Source organism: Chryseobacterium sp. JV274 (assembly GCF_903969135.1).
Taxonomy (GTDB): domain Bacteria; phylum Bacteroidota; class Bacteroidia; order Flavobacteriales; family Weeksellaceae; genus Chryseobacterium.
Window position 1 is genome coordinate 1,386,133 of sequence record NZ_LR824569.1, and the last position, 18,691, is coordinate 1,404,823.

Annotated in this window: 16 protein-coding genes; 6 read left to right on the forward strand and 10 right to left on the reverse strand. The window is 35.7% G+C overall.

The window, feature by feature from the left end; genetic code table 11:
* Position 1: 1 nt before the first annotated feature.
* The 3 genes from CHRYMOREF3P_RS06310 to CHRYMOREF3P_RS06320 all read right to left on the reverse strand — a co-directional run bounded on the left by CHRYMOREF3P_RS06310 (position 2) and on the right by CHRYMOREF3P_RS06320 (position 5,830).
* Entirely contained in the window at positions 2-2,770 is a 2,769-nt protein-coding gene (locus tag CHRYMOREF3P_RS06310) for a hypothetical protein (RefSeq protein ID WP_180564145.1), read from the reverse strand.
* Between the two features lie 63 nt (positions 2,771-2,833).
* Complete coding sequence (locus CHRYMOREF3P_RS06315; protein WP_180564146.1) at positions 2,834-5,299, reverse strand: vWA domain-containing protein; 2,466 nt, start codon at positions 5,297-5,299, stop codon at positions 2,834-2,836.
* Between the two features lie 12 nt (positions 5,300-5,311).
* Complete coding sequence (locus CHRYMOREF3P_RS06320) at positions 5,312-5,830, reverse strand: RNA polymerase sigma factor (RefSeq protein ID WP_077418605.1); 519 nt, start codon at positions 5,828-5,830, stop codon at positions 5,312-5,314.
* 198 nt (positions 5,831-6,028) lie between these two features.
* On the opposite strand from CHRYMOREF3P_RS06320, the gene CHRYMOREF3P_RS06325 reads away from it, so the two are divergent.
* Both CHRYMOREF3P_RS06325 and CHRYMOREF3P_RS06330 read left to right on the forward strand, forming a co-directional pair.
* Positions 6,029-7,231 carry an aminopeptidase C gene (locus CHRYMOREF3P_RS06325; protein ID WP_180564147.1) on the forward strand — a complete coding sequence of 401 codons (1,203 nt, stop codon included), beginning with the start codon at positions 6,029-6,031 and terminating at the stop codon, positions 7,229-7,231.
* Positions 7,232-7,425: 194 nt separating this feature from the next.
* A complete protein-coding gene (locus tag CHRYMOREF3P_RS06330; RefSeq protein WP_157885757.1) occupies positions 7,426-7,590 on the forward strand; it encodes a bacteriocin-like protein in 165 nt (54 codons plus the stop codon).
* 222 nt (positions 7,591-7,812) lie between these two features.
* On the opposite strand, the gene CHRYMOREF3P_RS06335 is transcribed toward CHRYMOREF3P_RS06330, so the two are convergent.
* The gene (locus CHRYMOREF3P_RS06335; RefSeq protein ID WP_180564148.1) at positions 7,813-8,874 is read right to left on the reverse strand and encodes an NADH:flavin oxidoreductase; all 1,062 of its coding nucleotides are present in this window, start codon (positions 8,872-8,874) and stop codon (positions 7,813-7,815) included.
* A gap of 165 nt (positions 8,875-9,039) precedes the next feature.
* On the opposite strand from CHRYMOREF3P_RS06335, the gene CHRYMOREF3P_RS06340 reads away from it, so the two are divergent.
* Positions 9,040-9,432 carry a winged helix-turn-helix transcriptional regulator gene (locus CHRYMOREF3P_RS06340; RefSeq protein ID WP_180564149.1) on the forward strand — a complete coding sequence of 131 codons (393 nt, stop codon included), beginning with the start codon at positions 9,040-9,042 and terminating at the stop codon, positions 9,430-9,432.
* Between the two features lie 108 nt (positions 9,433-9,540).
* The gene (locus tag CHRYMOREF3P_RS06345; RefSeq protein WP_180564150.1) at positions 9,541-9,957 is read left to right on the forward strand and encodes a carboxymuconolactone decarboxylase family protein; all 417 of its coding nucleotides are present in this window, start codon (positions 9,541-9,543) and stop codon (positions 9,955-9,957) included.
* Between the two features lie 166 nt (positions 9,958-10,123).
* Here CHRYMOREF3P_RS06345 and CHRYMOREF3P_RS06350 read toward each other — a convergent pair whose 3' ends face one another.
* Complete coding sequence (locus CHRYMOREF3P_RS06350) at positions 10,124-12,556, reverse strand: thiamine pyrophosphate-dependent enzyme (protein ID WP_180564151.1); 2,433 nt, start codon at positions 12,554-12,556, stop codon at positions 10,124-10,126.
* Between the two features lie 138 nt (positions 12,557-12,694).
* Here CHRYMOREF3P_RS06350 and CHRYMOREF3P_RS06355 point away from each other — a divergent pair, with 138 nt between their 5' ends.
* Together CHRYMOREF3P_RS06355 and CHRYMOREF3P_RS06360 are read left to right on the forward strand one after the other, a co-directional pair.
* Positions 12,695-12,988 carry a hypothetical protein gene (locus CHRYMOREF3P_RS06355; protein ID WP_047388112.1) on the forward strand — a complete coding sequence of 98 codons (294 nt, stop codon included), beginning with the start codon at positions 12,695-12,697 and terminating at the stop codon, positions 12,986-12,988.
* Positions 12,989-13,119: 131 nt separating this feature from the next.
* Positions 13,120-13,929 (forward strand): hypothetical protein, encoded by an 810-nt coding sequence (locus CHRYMOREF3P_RS06360; protein WP_077418599.1) that lies wholly within the window; start codon positions 13,120-13,122, stop codon positions 13,927-13,929.
* A gap of 67 nt (positions 13,930-13,996) precedes the next feature.
* Here the strand turns inward: CHRYMOREF3P_RS06360 and CHRYMOREF3P_RS06365 are convergent, their stop codons facing one another.
* The 5 genes from CHRYMOREF3P_RS06365 to CHRYMOREF3P_RS06385 form a co-directional block, all read right to left on the reverse strand.
* Entirely contained in the window at positions 13,997-14,974 is a 978-nt protein-coding gene (locus tag CHRYMOREF3P_RS06365; protein ID WP_077418598.1) for a polyprenyl synthetase family protein, read from the reverse strand.
* A 72-nt stretch (positions 14,975-15,046) separates the two neighbouring features.
* The gene (locus CHRYMOREF3P_RS06370) at positions 15,047-15,955 is read right to left on the reverse strand and encodes a hypothetical protein (protein ID WP_077418597.1); all 909 of its coding nucleotides are present in this window, start codon (positions 15,953-15,955) and stop codon (positions 15,047-15,049) included.
* 281 nt (positions 15,956-16,236) lie between these two features.
* Positions 16,237-17,187 (reverse strand): sterol desaturase family protein, encoded by a 951-nt coding sequence (locus tag CHRYMOREF3P_RS06375; protein WP_077418596.1) that lies wholly within the window; start codon positions 17,185-17,187, stop codon positions 16,237-16,239.
* Positions 17,188-17,259: 72 nt separating this feature from the next.
* Positions 17,260-18,294, reverse strand: a complete 1,035-nt coding sequence (gene rlmN / locus CHRYMOREF3P_RS06380; protein ID WP_047388102.1) for a 23S rRNA (adenine(2503)-C(2))-methyltransferase RlmN — start codon at positions 18,292-18,294, stop codon at positions 17,260-17,262.
* Positions 18,295-18,328: 34 nt separating this feature from the next.
* Positions 18,329-18,676 carry a four helix bundle protein gene (locus tag CHRYMOREF3P_RS06385; RefSeq protein ID WP_077418595.1) on the reverse strand — a complete coding sequence of 116 codons (348 nt, stop codon included), beginning with the start codon at positions 18,674-18,676 and terminating at the stop codon, positions 18,329-18,331.
* Positions 18,677-18,691: the final 15 nt, after the last annotated feature.

Genomic DNA, 18,691 nt, shown 5'->3' on the forward strand with positions numbered 1-18,691 from the left:
GTTAAAATTTGAGTGAAACAATACATCCAAATGTTTTAAAAGAGGGAAGGTTGAAAAAATCAAGTCCTCTTCCGTTATCCATATCATAAAAATTCTGATTGGGATCTGCTCCTTTACTGGCCTGCCAAAGCATTAGATTATTCACATAAAAAGTAAGTTTAAGATTCTGTTTTCCATAGTTGATTGGAAAACTGGAAGACAGTGAAATATTGCTGATTCTTATATAATCTGCCTTTTGAATATAGTTTTCTGCCACGCCAAGGTAACCATATCTGGACCACCGGTTTTCCTGTACATTCAGGTTGGGATCATAGAAATCTACAGGAATCTGGTTTCCTGTTCCATTGGCCTGCACGCCCTGAAAAACATAGTTTTTGATATTTCTGTCTTCTCCCGATTCAGAAGAACGGCCATAATAGTCAAGAACTGCCTGTGTTCCATTCCAGAGCTGTCCGCCTTTTTTCCATTCCCAATTGATATCTAAGGAAAAGTTTTTATAGGCAAAACTATGGGTAAATTTCATCACGAAATCTGGTGGAGGATCTGCGATAATTTTCATTCCTTCTGCTTTTTTGGGGAATCCAGACTCATCAATAATCAATTGCCCGTCAGCATTTCTTTCAAAATAGCTTCCCATGACAGCACCCAAAACCTGTCCTTCAGTAAGGGTTTTATAAATGTCTTTAAATCCTGAAACAGCCAGATTCTGATATCCGGGAGAGATACGGTCTACAATATCTTTATATTTGAAAAATGAGACTTTATGGGTTGTAAATATATCGTACCCAAGGCGAAGCCTGTCATAGGTAAAACTGAATTCATATCCACTGTATGTATGGTCAGCTATGTTCTTTAATTTCAGTTGATTATTTTCAAAAACAGGAAATATATCATTTATATTCTTTCTGTTGAAATATTCTCCTTCCAAACTTACATTATAACCAAAGTTAAACCTAGTTCCCACTTTCCATTCTCTGGTATTGATATTGGATAAACCTCTGAAGCTTTCCACTTCCTGTACCGGGAAATATTGATTGTAGTTTTTTGCATTCAATAAAGTGGTGGCATAAGAAGCGTATGATCTTGTAATTTCCGGCTCTGAGCTTAGCTGTGTGTAACTTCCCAGTACTTTAAAACTGTAATTATACCAATCGAAAATGTTATTAAATTTCACATAGAAATTAGCTTTGGGAAGCCAATAGTTATTTTTAAGCGATGTATTCGAGATGTAAAATGAATTTCCAAGATTTAAACCTGCTTCAAAATCATAATCCCGGATATCCATATTATAATTAAAAATATGATCCTGCGAAGTTCTCTGATAGAGGTATTTCTGATTGATAAAACTGTTATAAACATCCGATTTTTTATCATTTAAAATAAAATTCAGGCTGAAAATATTTTTAAAATTATAATCTCCCAATGTATAGGAACCCAGTATATTGGAATGGTATGAACTGCTGTTTTGAGTTCTTTCATTCAATACTCCATTGCTAAAACCATAAGCAGAAGGTTTGTACTGATCAAAATTCCAGATGTTGTTACTTTCATAGGACTGGCTGATATTCAGTTTAAGATGATCCCAGTCTTTTATTATATTAAGGCTAAACCATCTTTCGCGGTTCTGATAACTATATTTGCTTTCCTGCTCAAAAAGGAATAAGGGATTGTCAGCATATTTGCTGTAACTTCTCTGAAAACCATTGTTTAGGAAAGTATGTTGTTCATTTGAAAAAGAAACGGGTGTTAACAATGAATTCTGATAAGCTTTGTTGAACAGCCCTATCCTATTGGTATTGGTGGCTTTATCTTCTTCGTAATTAAAAGCAAGATTAATGGAATATCCACTTAGTTCCGTATTAAGCTTGGCTTTAAAGGAATTGGCAATATCAAACTGATCGATAAAATACATTTGGTTTTTCTGCTGGCCAAGGTTCAATGACAAACGGATTTTTTCATTGTACCCATCTTTTATAAAAGCATTTACGTTCAACTGATTGTTGTATCCTACTGTTGTTTTAAAAATATTGTTGTCATATTTCTGCGCGCGCTGAAGACCATCAACCCAGGGGATTAATTTTCCATTCTGATCATATTCATAAGGTAATCCATTAAATCCTAATGTAGAAATATCGGGTCCGAAACTGAACATCTCATTGGTTTCAGGTCCTTTCCAGACAAGACTTCCGTTTTCTGATCTTCCCTGTACATATTTGCTTTGAGTTCCCGGAATAGCATTCCTGTTTTTAATATCTAATGATGTGGTAAAACTTCCGTTAAAAAGTAATGTTTTCCGATTGAGTCTTTTTACAATATAAACACTATCATTCCTTTGCTTTAATCTTCTTATCTGATCAAAATAAGAGTGTGATCTTTTACTTAAACGGGTCTTTGTTTTTTCAATACTGAAATCATCTTTAATTTCCTTTGAAACCAAACTGTCATATGTTTTACTGTAAATATTTTCTACATTTTTATTGCCTGTCTGGCTTTCCAGAATGACTTTTAATTCCCTGAGCTCATAGGTAGAAATAACATGAGTATTCTTGCCTTGATTCCAAACGAGTGTGTCATAAGGTTTGGCAGCAATGATTGCAAATCCTTCCTCATCGGTCAGTTCATAAATACCACTGTTTTTATTATGAATCTTTAAAAAATTCTGTGTTTTGTCTTTAGGTGTTAAAAATTTTCCGGAATAGTATAATTGTGAATTTTGTGCCTGTAATACAGTAATGGTAAATGGCAGTAACAGCAGATAATTCTTTTTCATCAGTTATTAGTATGCTTAAAAATATAAAAAAAGAAATTTCCGGGGAAATTTCTTTTTTACAAATTATTTTTTAATTGTTTTATAACTTTCTATCAATCTTATAAACTCTGAACGATAGCCTTCTTCATCTTTATTTTTGCCTTGCTGGGCCAGATTTTCAATCTCTGAAAGATCTTTTTTGGTAATCAGTTCAGAATTTCTTAGTACCAATCCAAACCATGCTACTGAAGAAGCAAATTTAAAATCCGGACTGGCAGAAGATATTCTGTTATCAACGTTTTTAACAATCTGGCTGATTTCACGGCTGGTATCTCCATCAGGCTTTTTATAACGGAATTTTATTGTAGCCAGTTCATCTCCAAATTCTTTCGATGAGGTATTATGAGTATATTTCAGATCACTGTCTTTAGGAGTAAAGTCTGATTTTACATCTGTCGGAATCACTTCATACAAAGCCGTAACAGTATGTCCGCTTCCCAATTCTCCGGCATCTATTTTATCATTTACAAAGTCTTCATTTTTCAATTTTCTGTTTTCATAACCAATCAGGCGGTATGATTTTACGTATTCAGGATTAAATTCAATCTGGATCTTTACATCTTTGGCTATGGCGTACATACTTCCTGCAAATTCTTTTCCCAGAAACTTATTCGCCTCCTGCATATTATCAATATAGGCGTAATTCCCATTTCCTTTATCTGCAAGAGTTTCCAGAGTATTGTCTTTATAATTACCCATTCCAAAACCTAAACATGTTAAAAAGACTCCTGATTTTCTTTTATCTTCAATCAACGTTTTAAGATCTGAAGTTGAAGACATTCCTACGTTGAAATCCCCGTCTGTTGCAATAATAACACGATTGTTACCGTCCTTCACAAAGTTTTCCTGTGCCAGTTTATAGGCCAGTTCAATTCCTGCTCCTCCTGCGGTACTTCCTCCTGCCTGAAGATGATCCAAAGCTTCTATAATCTTATGTTTTTCCCCTGCTGACGTAGGGGGCAGAACCATTCCTGCACTTCCTGCATATACTACAATTCCCACTTTATCTTTGGGTCTGAGCTGATTCAGCAGAACTTTAAAGGAAGACTTCAACAGGGGCAATTTGTTATCCGCATCCATTGAACCTGAAACATCAATAAGAAAAACAAGGTTTGATGCTGGCAGATGATCCATGGGGATATTTTTTCCCTGAAGTCCTATTTTAAGTAATTTATGCTTTGGATTCCATGGCGAATCATTGTATTCGGTATTTATTGAGAAAGGCTCTCCATTTTTAGGCTGTGGATAGTCATATTTAAAATAATTAACCATTTCTTCTATTCTTACTGCATTTCCATCAACTCCCTGTCCGTTATTGATCATCCTTCTTACGTTCGAATAAGAGGCATTATCAACATCAATAGAAAACGTAGATAAAGGCTGACTGCGGGTGAGCTCAAAAGGATTTTCAACAAAGGCATCATAGCTCTCATTATTTTGAGTAACTGGTGAAATCTGTTGTTGTTTATTAATTTCTTCCTGAAGTTTCTTCAACTTTTTTCTTTCCCTTCTTGAAAGGTCTTTGGTTATTACCACAATTACTCCATTTACCCCCTTACTTCCATAAATTGCTGTAGCAGAACTGCCCTTCAGAATCTGCATGCTGTCAATTTTGTTAGGATCTAAATTTCTGAAGTCATCAGCTTTTGTCAATATTCCGTTAACTACGTATAAAGGGTTATTTTCTGGTGAAACAGAAGCTGCTCCTCTGATCAGGATCGGGTTATTGTTACTAAGAAATCCTTGATTAATGCTGTTAACTACATTTTTATTACCCGATGAAGTGCTTATCTGCAAGCCCTGAGCACTTCCCTGTAATGATGAATAAGTGGTGGACTGTGGTAGATTACTGACAGAACTACTTGTTATTGTACTGGATGTTGTTGCATAATTTCTTTTAACTGCCTTTGAATATCCCATTACTACAACCTCTTCAATACTTTTAGTCTGATTGGTATCTTTTCGCTGGCCGGTAGGAATATAATTTGTATTTCTATCAGCATATACATTTTGTTCTCTTTCCATACGGTACTCAGAGATTACCGGTTGATAGATATGATCTGAAGGTACTGGAAGTGGCAAAGGCGGAAGTGGCGGAACTTTCACAGAGTATTTAATAGGTTCCGGATTGACAGCCAGATTTTCTGCAGGTTTAATAATCTTTTTTTCTTTTTGAATATTATTCTTTATAGTACTATCTATTTTTGAAATATCTGTCTTTGTAACCGGACCTCTTAAAGTTGTATTCTCTGCGATTACAGGTTCTGCAGTCTCTTTATTATTCATAAAGTAAAAAGCTCCCAAACCAATTATCAAACTTGCGGCAATACCATATGGCAGCCAAATAGGAATTGTTCTCTTTTTTTCTTCTTTTTTATCTAATTTCTCTTCAATTTTCCCCCATACTTTTTCAAAACCAGGAAAAACAGTTGGCTCTTCTGAAAGCTTGGATGCTTCATTGAATTGTTGATCTATATGATTATTTTCCATTATTGTAAAAGTTTAAATGTTTTGATTCACTAAAAGTTCCTGCAGCTTTTTTCTTGCAAAATTGAGCTGTGATTTTGAAGTACCTTCACTGATGGAAAGCATTGCGGCTATTTCTTTATGAGGATATCCTTCAATAGCGAAAAGATTAAAGATCGCTCTGCAGCCTTCGGGAAGAAAATTCAGTAAACTCAGAATATCTTTTTCAAGGGAAAGGTTCTCTGTGGTTCCTTCAGAAGGATCCATGAAATTTTCTTCAAGAGAAATCAACAATCCCTTACTAGATCTTAATTTCTGCAGGCATTCGTTCACCGCAATTTTTCTGGCCCATGCTTCAAAGGTTTGAGCATTTTGAAGCTGGGTAATTTTCGTGAAGATTTTATAAAACGTATCTGCCAATACTTCTTCTATATCTTCATCGTTTTTCAAATAGCGTCTGCAGACTGCGTAAAGCCTGCCCGCCATTTTCTCGTAAACCTTCCGCTGTGCATTGCGGTCGTTACGCTGGCATTCCAATAATAATTCTTGTTCCATAGTCAGGAGTTATATTATTATAGATGCAGAAACTTTTGCTGGGGTTGGAAACATGGTCAACTTTTTTATTAAAATATCGAAAAAACAAATTTTAAAATAAGCCATTTGATATTTTTTTTTTATTTCAAATTTAACTTTTCCATCTGTAACAAATCTTTATTATCAACGACTCTTAATATAAATAATCTTTTTATAGTAATGAAAAATGCCAAAATTGCATCATTACTTTTTGTTTTGTCTGCAGGAAGTATGATGTTTGCCCAAGATGACTTAATCAACAAGTTAAAAAACAACCAATCACAAAACGCTAATTTTCAGTTCACAACGTTAAAAGACGTTGGTGCAACTTCTGTAAAAAACCAGGGTTCATCAGGAACTTGCTGGAGCTATTCAGGTAATTCTTTCCTTGAATCTGAAATGCAGAGAATGGACAAAAAACCTGTAGATCTTGCTGAGATTTTTACAGCGAGAAACTCTTATCATGATAAAGCGAAATTATATGTTTTGAATAATGGCGCAATCAGCTGGGGTGACGGAGGAGAACTTCACGACGTAATCAATATGTACAAGAAGTATGGAGCAGTTCCTCAGGATGTGTACACAGGATTAAAAGCCGGACAAACTACGAATAACTTCAAGGAAATGCAGGGGAAACTGAAGCCTGTTCTTGACAGTCTTGTTCAAGCTTCTTCAAAAGGAAAACTTACAGATAACTGGATGGATTCTGTAGATGCTATTCTTGATGAATATTTAGGAAAAGTACCTGCTAACTTCACATATGAAGGGAAGAATTACACTCCGAAAACATTTGCAAAGGAAGTAGTGGGAATCAATGCTGAAGATTATGTAGAATTATCTTCTTATAAAGATTATGCATATTATGAGAAATTTGTAGTTCCGATTCCTGATAACTGGAGCCACGATTCTGACTGGAATGTTCCAATGAAAGATCTTACAGCGATCATCGACAATGCAGTAACGAAAGGATATTCTGTAGGCTGGGCAACTGACGTTTCTGAGCCTTATTTCTCTTACAAAAATGGTGTAGCTTATGTTCCGGATATGGAGCTTGATCAGATCACTGCAGAGAATAAGCAAACTTTATTTACAGAGCCTAAAAAAGATAAAACAATCACTGAAGATATGCGTCAGAAAGCACTTAATAACCTTTCTACAACGGATGATCATGGTATGCATATCGTAGGTTTGGCAAAAGATCAAACGGGTAAAGAATATTATATGGTGAAAAATTCATGGGGAGTAACCAATGATTTCGCCGGATATCTTTATGTAACAAGACCTTATGTTGAATACAAATCAACAGCGATCCTTGTTCACAAAAATGCAATCCCGAAAAGCATCTTAAAACAATTGAAACCAACTAAGAATATTGGTTTATAAGATAAAGAAATCATTTCTGCCGGTTTAAGGGCAGTTTTAGATATTTAAATCTGTTAAAACCCGCTTTCGGAAATTCCGGAAGCGGGTTTGTTTTAAAAAATAATCTTTGAAAAAATATATTTCCCATTTTAGTGTAAAATACTGTTTGATTTACAAAAAATATTATATTTGTATGAATCAACAAATTAATTAACATGAAAAATCTAAAGAAATTAACAAAATCGACATTAAAAAACATCATCGGAGGAAATGCACCACAGTGTGAAGGAGATACTGTTGCCTGCCGCCACAAAGCTGAAAATGGAGTTCCTGCCTACTGGTCATGCGAACCAGCTGCAACAGGATGCAGATTCTTATAAAATGACCTTCAAAGCCTTTAGAAGTTGTTTATAAAACAAATAAGAACCCGATTTCAGAAATTCTGAAATCGGGTTCTTTAATAAATAGGTGAAAATTAAATATAAAATAAAGTGAATTATGCTGATTTAATATCAGGTTGAATGGTCAAATTAACTTTGCAGGTCAATAAATTATGCTGTAAAAAATTGACAGCGAAGTAAATTCACTATTCGTTATTGATATTAAAATAAAACGCCCATACTTTCTGCTGAAAAATCCAGAAGAGCTTCAGTGTTTCCATCTTTGATCTTCTGTACCCATTGATGATCCTGCAAAATGGCTCTTCCTACCGCAACAAGATCGAATTCTTCATTATCAAGTCTTCTGATCAGCTCCGTAAGATCTGTCTTTTCTGTTCCCTGTCCTGCAAAAGCGTTAAGAAAATCTCCGTTCAAACCTACAGAACCTACTGTAATAGTTGGCTGTCCTGTAATTTTTTTAGCCCATCCCGCAAAGTTTAAATCAGAACCTTCAAATTCAGATTCCCAGAAACGACGCTGCGAACAGTGGAAAATATCTACACCAGCTTCTTTTAAAGGTAACAACCACTCTTCCATTTCATTTGGAGTGAATGCCAGTCTGGTTTTATAATCCTGCTGTTTCCATTGTGAAAGACGGATGATAATGGTAAAATCATCTCCTACTGCTGCTCTGATAGCCTTTACAACTTCCACAGCAAATCTACTTCTTTCCTTTAATCTTTTACCGCCATATTCATCTGTTCTTGTATTAGTCAACTCCCAGAAAAATTGGTCGATCAGATAACCGTGAGCTCCATGAATTTCAATACAGTCGAAACCAAGGTCTTTTGCTGATTTTGCAGATGCTGCAAACTGTGCAATGGTATCCTGAATATCTTCAATGGTCATTGTTGAAGCCTTTTCCATTGAAACTAAAGGATAATCCTCGGACATTCTTGTATCTCCTACATGCCAGATCTGAGGGCCCATTTTACCTCCATTCTGATGTACGGTATCTATTACGTTTTTCCAGCCGTTTAAAGCTTCTGTACCATAGAAATCAGGAATATGCTGCATGTTTTTTGATCCCGGTCTGTTGATCACAGTTCCTTCGGAAAGAATCAATCCTACTTCTGAAGCGGCCCTTCTCCCATAATAGTCTGCAATATTCTGAGTTGGAACTCCATTGTCAGACTGTGCTCTGGTCATAGGAGCCATTACGATTCTATTTTTAAGCTGTAAATTTTTGTATTGAAACGGTTTAAATAATGATGATGTGCTCATATTTAAATTTATATTTTATAATTGTTACACAAAGTAACTAATAATAGTTCGTTTTTGTATCTTTTATTAAAAAAATAGTGGTAACTTCGCAGTAACTTACATTAGTAACATCAAAGTAACGTATGAAATTTTGGTTCCATATGCTATTTAAATAATAATTTTTCTATGAAAAAGAATGAATTAATGCAATACAGCTGTCCTCTGGGTAAGGCAATGGCCGCTTTAGGAAGCAAATGGAAACCTATTATAGTTCTTGTTATTAAAGACAGGAAGTTACGTTTTGGAGAACTGGCAGTACGCATTAATGTCATTTCCAGAAAGGTATTAACGGATCAACTGAGGGAAATGGAAGCCGATGGACTGGTGATCCGTGAAGAGTTTAAGGAACTCCCTCCAAGAGTAGAATATTCTCTTACAGAAAAAGGACTGGCATTGTTACCGATCTTATATTTACTGGAGGAATGGGAAGCAAAATATCAGGTGAAAGGACAGCATGAAAATAAAGACTGTGCTTTTTTGAATGAAGAAGTAAAAAATAAAAAGGCTGTCAATGTTTGATAGCCTTTTGTATTAAATTGTACTTTCAAAAAGGTAAGTATATAACGAAAAGGTAAGCATATAGGTTCAAAGCCATTTCTGATGCAAATTTGCAGAAAATATTTCATTATGAATTACAAAGAAATTGCAAAAGAAACCATTGGAAATCTATACAAAGTCCACAATAGCATCCGAAAGTCCGGTATTGATGAAAAACTGATCGCTCTGGTAGAACTGCGTGTCTCTCAAATCAATGGATGTGCTTATTGCTGTAGTTATCATGCTAAAGAATTGTCTGATTTTGGCTTTGAACAGGATGCCATTAACAGACTTCCAGGTTGGAAACATACCAATGCCTTCAATGATCAGCAAAAGCTTGTTTTAGAATGGGCTGAAGCTCTCACTTACAGCAAAGATGATTGGCAAACGACCAAAGCAAAACTGACAGAGCAATTTACAGAACGGGAAATTGTAGAACTTACAGCAAGTATAACGTTGATGAATACTTTGAATAAGCTGAGGATTGCTTTGGCTGAGAAGGATTAAGAAAATTAAAAGGCTGTCAATGTAAGATGGCTTTTATTTTTACCATTATTAATATCAAATATAAAAGTCTAATTTTCATCATTTATCATTAAACTATTCAAACAAATATAAAACAAAAAACCGCTCCCAAAAAGGAAGCGGTTTTTAAATTTATCTAAAATCCCAATTAGAATATCGCAGGATATTTCTGAGGATTTGTTTCATTAAACATTGCGTAGATTTTTTCTACCATATCGTCTGTAGACGGCTTACTGAAGTAGTCACCATCACTTGCATAGGCAGGTCTGTGATCATTTGCAGAGATCGTCAACGGATCTGAATCCAGATATCTGAATGCTTTTTGCTTTTCAAGAATCTGCTGTAAGATGAATCCTGTAGTTCCTCCTTCCACATCTTCGTCAATCACTACTAATCTGTTGGTTTTCTTAACACTTTCAGCTATTTCGTGAGATAAATCGAAAGGAATCAATGACTGAATATCAATTACTTCTGCCGAAATCCCTAATTTTTCCAATTCGTTAGCTGCTTCTGTTACAATTCTCCACGTAGAACCGTAAGTGACCAAAGTAACGTCTTTTCCTTCTTTTGTTACTTCAATTTTACCTACAGGAACAGTGAATTCTCCTAAGTTATCAGGTTGTTTCTCTTTCAATCTGTATCCGTTCAGACATTCTACGATGATCGCAGGTTCGTCAGCCTGAAGCATAGTGTTGTAGAATCCGGCAGCTTTAGTAAGGTTTCTAGGTACCAATACCAGAATTCCTTTTGAAAGGTTAAGAATACCTGCCATTGGAGAACCTGAATGCCAGATTCCTTCTAATCTGTGACCTCTTGTTCTGATGATCAATGGAGCTTTCTGCCCTCCTTTCGTTCTGTAATGTACGGTTGCCAGATCATCACTCATTCCCTGTAAACAGTAAAGAACATAGTCCAGGTACTGGATTTCAGCGATTGGTCTCAAACCCCTCATTGCCATACCAATTCCCTGTCCAAGAATGGTTGCTTCACGGATTCCTGTATCAGCGATACGTAAAGCACCGTATTTTTCCTGCATTCCTTCCAATCCCTGGTTTACGTCACCAATGTTTCCGGTATCTTCACCAAAAATTAAAGTTTCAGGATATTTTTCAAAAATTTTGTCAAAGTTATTTCTGATCACTACTCTTCCATCAACATCTTCAGAACTGTCGGAATATACCGGCTTAATCTCCTGAATGTTTTCAGACTTCCACTCCGACTGAGAGTATAAGTGAGATGAATAGTTGTCTTTTTCAACAGCAGCCACTTCATTGTATTTCTGCATCAATTGATTTCTTTCTGCAGAGTTCATTCCTCTTGTTGCCAGTAAAGCTTTTCTTACTAAATGGAAAATATCCTTTTTAGCTTTTGAAACAAGCTTATTGAATTGAGAAATGTATGTTTCAACTTCAGCATTCTGCCCTTTAAGGCTTTCTACTAAAGGTAAAATAGACTGAATAAGTTCTGATACTGCTTTCTGATAGTTTTCCCAAGCCGTTTTCTGTCCTGCTTTTGCTATCTTTTTTGCTTCTTCATCAATGGCTTCAAGCTCCTCAGTAGTAGCAATCACCTCTTCATTTCCATCAATTTCAATAGAATAGTTCAGAATCCATTCTTTAAATTTTGCCAATCCGTCAAACTCAGCTTCCCAAGCCAGACGTTCTTCATTTTTATATCTTTCGTGAGATCCGGATGTAGAGTGCCCTTGAGGCTGAGTAACATCAATTACATGAACCACTACCGGTACACTTTCTGTTCTTGCAAAATGTTCTGCCTTAGCATATGCATCCAATAATGCAGGATAATCCCAAGCTTTCACCTGAATGATTTCACATCCCTGATTATCTCCTTCTTTTCTCTGGAAACCGCTTAGCATCTCACTGATGTCAGCTTTTGCTCTTTGATTTTTAGTAGGAACTGAAATTCCGTATCCATCATCCCAGATAGAAACAATCATAGGAACCTGAAGTGCACATGCCGCATTCAGAGTTTCCCAGAAATGACCTTCTGCTGTAGAAGCATCTCCAATTGTTCCAAAAGCTATTTCGTTCCCTTCTCTTGAGAATTTTTCTGAACCTTCAAATTTTACACTTTTATAAATTGTAGAAGCCTGAGCCAATCCCAATAATCTTGGCATTTGTCCTGCTGTAGGAGAAATATCCGAAGAGATATTTTTCTGAGCCGTCAAATCTTTCCAGCTTCCGTCTTCATTTAAACTTCTTGTTGCAAAATGCCCGTTCATTTGTCTTCCAGCTGAAGCAGGCTCTCTTTCCACGCTTGTATCTGCATACATCTGTGCAAAGAAACTTTCTACCGTTAAGGCATCTATTGCCAATGCAAAAGTCTGATCCCTGTAATATCCTGAACGGAAGTCTCCATTTCTGAAAACTTTCGCCATTGCAAGCTGAGGAAGTTCTTTTCCATCCCCAAAAATTCCGAATTTAGCTTTTCCAGTGAGTACTTCTCTCCTTCCGAGATAAGACATTTCACGAGAGATCCTTCCTAACCTGTAATCTTCAAGTATCTGATTTTTAAAATCTTGAAAGGATATTTGCTGTGTTTCAATATAGGTTGTTTGCATAGCTAAGTAAAAAAGTTTTTTAGTCTTCAAGTATTTTGCTAATATACAATTTTTAAATTAATTTTAATTTTTAATAATCTTTTTTAAAAATTTGATAATAAAAAAAATTGTGCTTTATTTTGAAAAAAATTGTAAAAGATGGAAAAAAAATCACCTCACATTTTGAATGCGTCAAGCAATCTTTTAGGATTTTCATTGATTATCATGACATCTCTAAAAATCGCTAAAATCAGTCAGAATACATATTTGGACGAATTTGCAGGTCTTGCCAGTATTTTTTTTGCATGCAGCTGCTTCTTCTCATTTCTGGCTATCAGAACGAAAACTGAAAAACGGGAATACACCTTTGAGAGTATTGCGGATTATTTATTTTTAATCGCTTTATTTTGTATAGTTCTAGCAGTTATTATTGTAAGCCTAAAAATAATCTAATTCAAAAAACACCAAATCAATTGTCATTTTTGAACTATAAGCTATAGATATTTATCGAAAACCATTTATTTTCGTTTTTCTGGTATATTATTTGAAATTCACGTTAGTAATTATTTTTAAAACACTATAAGATGACAAAAAAATTACTGACCGTAGTTAAGGTCTTCGCCTTTTCTACACTTTACTTCGCACAGGTAGGAATAAACACCTCGAATCCTCAAACAACCTTTCATATTGACGGAGCTAAAGACAATTCGACATCAGGAGTTCCTACAGCAGTACAACAATCTAATGATTTTGCAGTGACCAATACAGCCCAAGTTGGTATAGGTACAATTACTCCAACAGAAAAGCTGGATGTAAGTTCAGGAAATGTACGTGTCCGAAATATTAATTCCAATATTGGAGTTGGAGGAACAGACAGAGTCGTTGTTGCTGATGCCACTGGTGTCTTGAAAACTATTGACTTTACAGCCTATTCATTATTTCATGCACGTTTGGCTGCAGATCAAAATATTGGCAGCGCAGCTTCAATCGTGACACTAATGTTTGCCAGCCCGGTTGCTACTTCCCCATTTTATTCTTACAACACCTCTTCGGGGGTTCTGACTTTTAGTCAGGCCGGTAATTATCTGGTGACTTTGCAGGCAAGTTTCACAAATATTTCTGCAGGAGCGCAATTACTTTTGGGTATCAGACCTGTTCCGGACAGTAACTACCTGGGAAGAGGAAGCCATTATGCAGGAGCCGCAACTCCCACCCTGACTGCTTCCACAAGAATTGGTGAACTAATGAATTATACAACTGTAATTGTAGTGCCTACAGCTGGTTATCAGATTCGTTTTACAGCAGCTCCCAATCAGGCATGCACTATTTTATCAACAGAGATGGGGCCTACAGGAAATGGAAATGTGACCAATGTAACGGTACAGAAAATATAATTAGGGAAACATAAAAAGGCTTCGGCGCACCTGTGGTGCGCCGAAGCCTTTTTATATATCAGTATTTTTAAAACTTTCTTTCAATTACATAATCTAACATACTATGTAACGATTTTCTTGCTTCAGAATCCGGAAACTCATTGAGGAGATCTTTTGCTTTCTGCTGAAAGTCTTTCATTACCTTAATGGCATATTCCAATCCTCCGGAGTTTTTAACGAATTCTATAAGCTCTTTTACACGTTTCGGGTTGTTATTATAACGTTTTATGGTATCGAAATAATACTTTCTATCCTTCTCATCAGCTATTTTCAGGGTATGAATTAAAGGCAGGGTCATTTTCTGTTCTTTAATATCAATTCCTACAGGCTTTCCAATCACGTTTGAACTTAAATAATCGAAAAGGTCATCTTTGATCTGAAATGCCATTCCTGTAAAGGTCCCAAAATCCATCATCTTCTTAGCCAAAGCTTCGTCTGCATTATTGGAAAGAACTCCTATTTCACAGCAGGCAGCAATCAGAGTCGCTGTTTTCTGGCGGATAATTTCATAATAAACATCTTCAGTAATATCCAGTTTTCTCGCTTTTTCCAGCTGAAGAAGCTCTCCTTCTGACATTTCCCGGATTGTTCTGGAGATTACACCAAGCAAGTCATAATCTTTATGATCTGTAGATAATAGTACGGATTTTGACAAAAGATAATCACCTACCAAAACCGCAATTTTATTCTTCCACAAAGCATTGATTGAAAAGAAATTACGACGTTTAAAACTTTCATCCACTACATCATCATGTACAAGAGTAGCCGTATGAATCAGCTCGATCATAGACGCACCACGATACGTTTTTTCAGTCACTTCACCCACCAGTTTGGCACAGAGAAATACAAACATTGGACGCATCTGTTTTCCTTTGGTGGTAACAATAAAACGGGTTACTTTATCTAATAAAGCTACTTTACTCTGCATTGATTCATAAAACTTCTGTTCAAAAAGTTTCATTTCATCATTGATCGGTCGTTTAATCTCTTCTACTGTATTTGCCACAATCTGCGAATGCTGGGTGAATAATTATTAATTCTCACAAAGATAATTTTTTTCGCTCAATTTTAAGACAAATTAATCTTTGAGTTGATCTTTCGGGATAAAATAAAAAGAGGGTTTTGCAGTTCCCAATGGAGATTTAAATTTTTCTCCGGAAATATAGATTCCGGTTTCATCTACGCTTATTCCTTCAATCTGAGCTAATGAAAGAGCTGTTCCTAAATAATAATGCTTTGGTTTTTCTTTGAAAAATACTCCGGGCTCTGTTTCAGTAAAGATATCTAAAAAGACTTCCGTTTTCTTGGTATATCCCACTAAATAAAGCTTTTTATCAAAATAACAAGCATCTGTAACAACAAAACCTGTTTTATAGGTTTCTATTTTTTCTGCCTTTTGCCGTTCTGAAATCTCTGGATCTACAATATAATGAGAGGTTGCTTTTGCAGCCCATTCTTTAGTAAAGATATGCAGCTTTCCATTCAAATAGATCATGGCTTCCGCATCAAAATCATTTCTGGTATTTTTGGAAATAAATTCGGTTTGTTCAGGATAATAAAAAAGAATTCTAGATCCGTCTAAAGCTCTTTCTGAACCGGGAATTTTAATATTAATAGACGTATCAAGACGTTCGTAAGGAACTTTATAAATCATCAGATCTTTCCTTGTTCCCGTATTATTTCCAAAATCTCCGATATAAAAGTTTTCACCGTCGTTTGCCAAAGCTTCCCAGTCAGTATTAATTAAATTGGTTTTAAGTGTTCGGATAATTTCGCCATTATTTTTATCAATCTCAAAAAGCTCAGCTGGATTTCCGCTATCATTGAAGGTATATAATTTCCCGTTCAAAATATCCAGCCCTGAAGTTTCATCAATCTTCTCATTCAGATAATTAACTCTGTATTTTTTTATTTTCAGAAAATCGGTCTGCTGGGAAAATGCAGATTGAGTAATGATAAGGGCAACAATCAGAAAGAATTTTTTCATAGGACAAAAATAAGGTTTTATTGCAAGTTGAGGGGTTGGGATCTATACGAACATAGATTCTTACGGAATGGACAAACTAAGCGTTTTATTTCTCCACACACCTTGTCATTCCACAGGAATCTGAATATTTTATATAGTCCTTTGAAAAATTCTTGATTTTGTATTGGAGAGTTTAAGGGATTTATTATTTTGTTTATTCACCTTTCTCTCATCTCAAAATAGAAAAACGGGCTGAAATAGCCCGCTTTTCCCTTAGATTTCTATTGATTTTAAAAACAAGTTTAAGCAGTTTTCTGCTCTTCCTGAGTTTGCTGTTGTTCTTTCTTTTTTGCCTGTTTTGCAAAATATTCTTTCTGGTATTGTCTTACCGTTTTTCCGGTTCCGTCATGTCTCCACCCCGGTGAATTGAAAATATAATTGATTCTGTCAGTGAATTTTAATCCTGGCTGTTTGAGATCTTTCCAGATTTTTCTCCATTCATAAAAAAGGACTGTATCTGGTCTGTTATCCGGCATTTTGGGATAAATCCCATACTTTACAGGAATATTAGGATCTTCTTTTTGAAAGGTTCCAAATATTTTATCCCAGATGATCAGGCACATTCCCATGTTCTTATCCAGATATTTTACATTACATGCATGATGAACACGATGGTGGGAAGGAGTGACAAGAATATATTCTAAAAATCCCATACGCTTCACAGTCTGTGTATGAACCCACGTTCCATATACCTGACCAATGGCATAAGCCACCATAATATGCCACGGATTAAATCCTAAAAATGCAAGTGGTGAAAAATATAAATATCTGTAAAGCGGCTGTAGTACAGGGCTTCTGAATCCTGTTGTAAGGTTAAAATATTCTGAACTGTGGTGCGTGATATGAACTGCCCAGAATGCTCTGGAACGATGGTCAACATAATGCAGTACATAATAGGCAAAATCTGTGATTATAAAACAAGCCAGCAGATACCATACACTAAGGTCCCATGAAAAAAGTCTGTGATTGTAGAAGAAAAACATAACGCCCATGGCAAATGCTTTCATGATAAGGTCCAGACCAAAGTTCATCAATGCCAGATAAACATTGGTAGCAAGATCTTTCCCGCTATATAGCTTAGCTTCTGAAACATGGCTGTAAATCATTTCAGCTAAAATAACGGTTGCATGCAACGGGATAGCCCATGCATACACATTTTCCAGCCCATCCTCGCTCATAAGAAAATCCATCATCACAAAATAATTTGTGCAAAGGTAGGGCTTTAACCTTTTTTTAAGAAAGTTTTGATTTTTTTTAAGGAAATTTTAATCTGTTGCTTTGTTGGCCAATTGCCCGCAGGCAGCATCAATATCACCTCCACGGCTTCTTCTGACCATTACAGTAACCCCTGCATTTTCAAGCTGACGGATATAGTTTTCTTCCGCCTGTTTGTTACATTGATCATATTTTCCGTCACCAATCGGGTTGTATTGAATAAGATTTACTTTTGAAGGAACCTGTTTGCAGTATTTGATTAAAGCTTTAATATCTTCATCTCCGTCATTGATTCCTTTCCATACACAGTATTCAAAAGTAATGACAGAACCTGTCTTTTGATACCAGTACTGAAGAGATTCCATTATATCAGTCAACGGAAATTTATCTGAGAAAGGCATGATCTCGTTACGCTTAGATTCGATAGCTGAGTGAAGGGATAAAGCCAATTTCACACGCAGTTCATCATCTGCCAGCATTTTGATCATCTTTGGAATACCGGATGTAGAAACGGTAATTCTTCTTGGAGACATTCCCAATCCTTCCGGCTGGGTAATTTTCCTGATGGCTTCAACGACGTTTTTGTAATTCATCATCGGCTCTCCCATTCCCATAAATACGATATTGGAAAGTGGTCTTTCGAAGTACATTCTACTCTGGCTGTCAATCAGGGCTACCTGATCTACAATTTCAGCTACTTCAAGGTTTCTCATCCTTTTCAGTTTTGCTGTAGCACAGAATTCGCAGTTTAATGAGCATCCTACCTGGGAAGATACACAGGCTGTAGTTCTTGTTTCTGTAGGAATAAGAACAGATTCCACCATCAGCCCGTCATGAAGTTTCACTCCGTTTTTGATGGTTCCGTCAGTACTTTTTTGAAGAAGATCTACGGAAACAGGATTAATGGTGTATTCTTCGGAAATTTTTTCACGAAGTGATTTCGAAAGATTCGTCATTTCATCTATCGAATGGAGATTTTTACTCCATAGCCAGTCATAGACCTGTTTCGCACGAAACGGTTTTTCTCCTAAAGACTCAAAGTAATCTTTAAGCTGGTCCAGTGATAATATACGGATATCTTTCATAATATTAAAGAGCCAAGTTAAAAGTAAAAAGTTTTTAAAGTTTAGTATTGTTAGCTATTGCAGCCAAAATGTTTTTCAATTCGTTACTCTCATTCAATAAAGCTTTAAATTCTTCAGAATCATAACCATCTAATTCTTCTAAAACCCGAAGCCAGAAATTACTTTCTCTTGCTTCTCTTAAAGCAATTTTCACTTTATTTTTAAAGTCAGCTTTAGAAGATCCAGCTTGGGATTCTTCATAATTAGCACCTATTGAAGTAGCTGATTTTCCAAGTTGAAATCTTATTAATTTACTTTCAGAATCATTTGGAAGTGTTCTTAAAAATTTAAGACAATTAACTCCAAATGTAAAAGTTCTTATAAGTAAATCATTTTGTCTCATTTACACTTGTATTAC

Bases quoted from the DNA above. Each gene is read 5' to 3' on its own strand.
- CHRYMOREF3P_RS06375 (WP_077418596.1), bottom strand. From the start codon at position 17,187: ATGATGGATTTTCTTATGAGCGAGGATGGGCTGGAAAATGTGTATGCA.
- CHRYMOREF3P_RS06310 (WP_180564145.1), bottom strand. From the start codon at position 2,770: ATGAAAAAGAATTATCTGCTGTTACTGCCATTTACCATTACTGTATTA.
- CHRYMOREF3P_RS06320 (WP_077418605.1), bottom strand. From the start codon at position 5,830: ATGGAACAAGAATTATTATTGGAATGCCAGCGTAACGACCGCAATGCA.
- CHRYMOREF3P_RS06385 (WP_077418595.1), bottom strand. From the start codon at position 18,676: ATGAGACAAAATGATTTACTTATAAGAACTTTTACATTTGGAGTTAAT.
- CHRYMOREF3P_RS06360 (WP_077418599.1), top strand. From the start codon at position 13,120: ATGACAAAAAAATTACTGACCGTAGTTAAGGTCTTCGCCTTTTCTACA.
- CHRYMOREF3P_RS06370 (WP_077418597.1), bottom strand. From the start codon at position 15,955: ATGAAAAAATTCTTTCTGATTGTTGCCCTTATCATTACTCAATCTGCA.
- CHRYMOREF3P_RS06335 (WP_180564148.1), bottom strand. From the start codon at position 8,874: ATGAGCACATCATCATTATTTAAACCGTTTCAATACAAAAATTTACAG.
- CHRYMOREF3P_RS06350 (WP_180564151.1), bottom strand. From the start codon at position 12,556: ATGCAAACAACCTATATTGAAACACAGCAAATATCCTTTCAAGATTTT.
- CHRYMOREF3P_RS06355 (WP_047388112.1), top strand. From the start codon at position 12,695: ATGGAAAAAAAATCACCTCACATTTTGAATGCGTCAAGCAATCTTTTA.
- CHRYMOREF3P_RS06345 (WP_180564150.1), top strand. From the start codon at position 9,541: ATGAATTACAAAGAAATTGCAAAAGAAACCATTGGAAATCTATACAAA.
- CHRYMOREF3P_RS06340 (WP_180564149.1), top strand. From the start codon at position 9,040: ATGAAAAAGAATGAATTAATGCAATACAGCTGTCCTCTGGGTAAGGCA.
- CHRYMOREF3P_RS06330 (WP_157885757.1), top strand. From the start codon at position 7,426: ATGAAAAATCTAAAGAAATTAACAAAATCGACATTAAAAAACATCATC.
- rlmN (WP_047388102.1), bottom strand. From the start codon at position 18,294: ATGAAAGATATCCGTATATTATCACTGGACCAGCTTAAAGATTACTTT.
- CHRYMOREF3P_RS06325 (WP_180564147.1), top strand. From the start codon at position 6,029: ATGAAAAATGCCAAAATTGCATCATTACTTTTTGTTTTGTCTGCAGGA.
- CHRYMOREF3P_RS06315 (WP_180564146.1), bottom strand. From the start codon at position 5,299: ATGGAAAATAATCATATAGATCAACAATTCAATGAAGCATCCAAGCTT.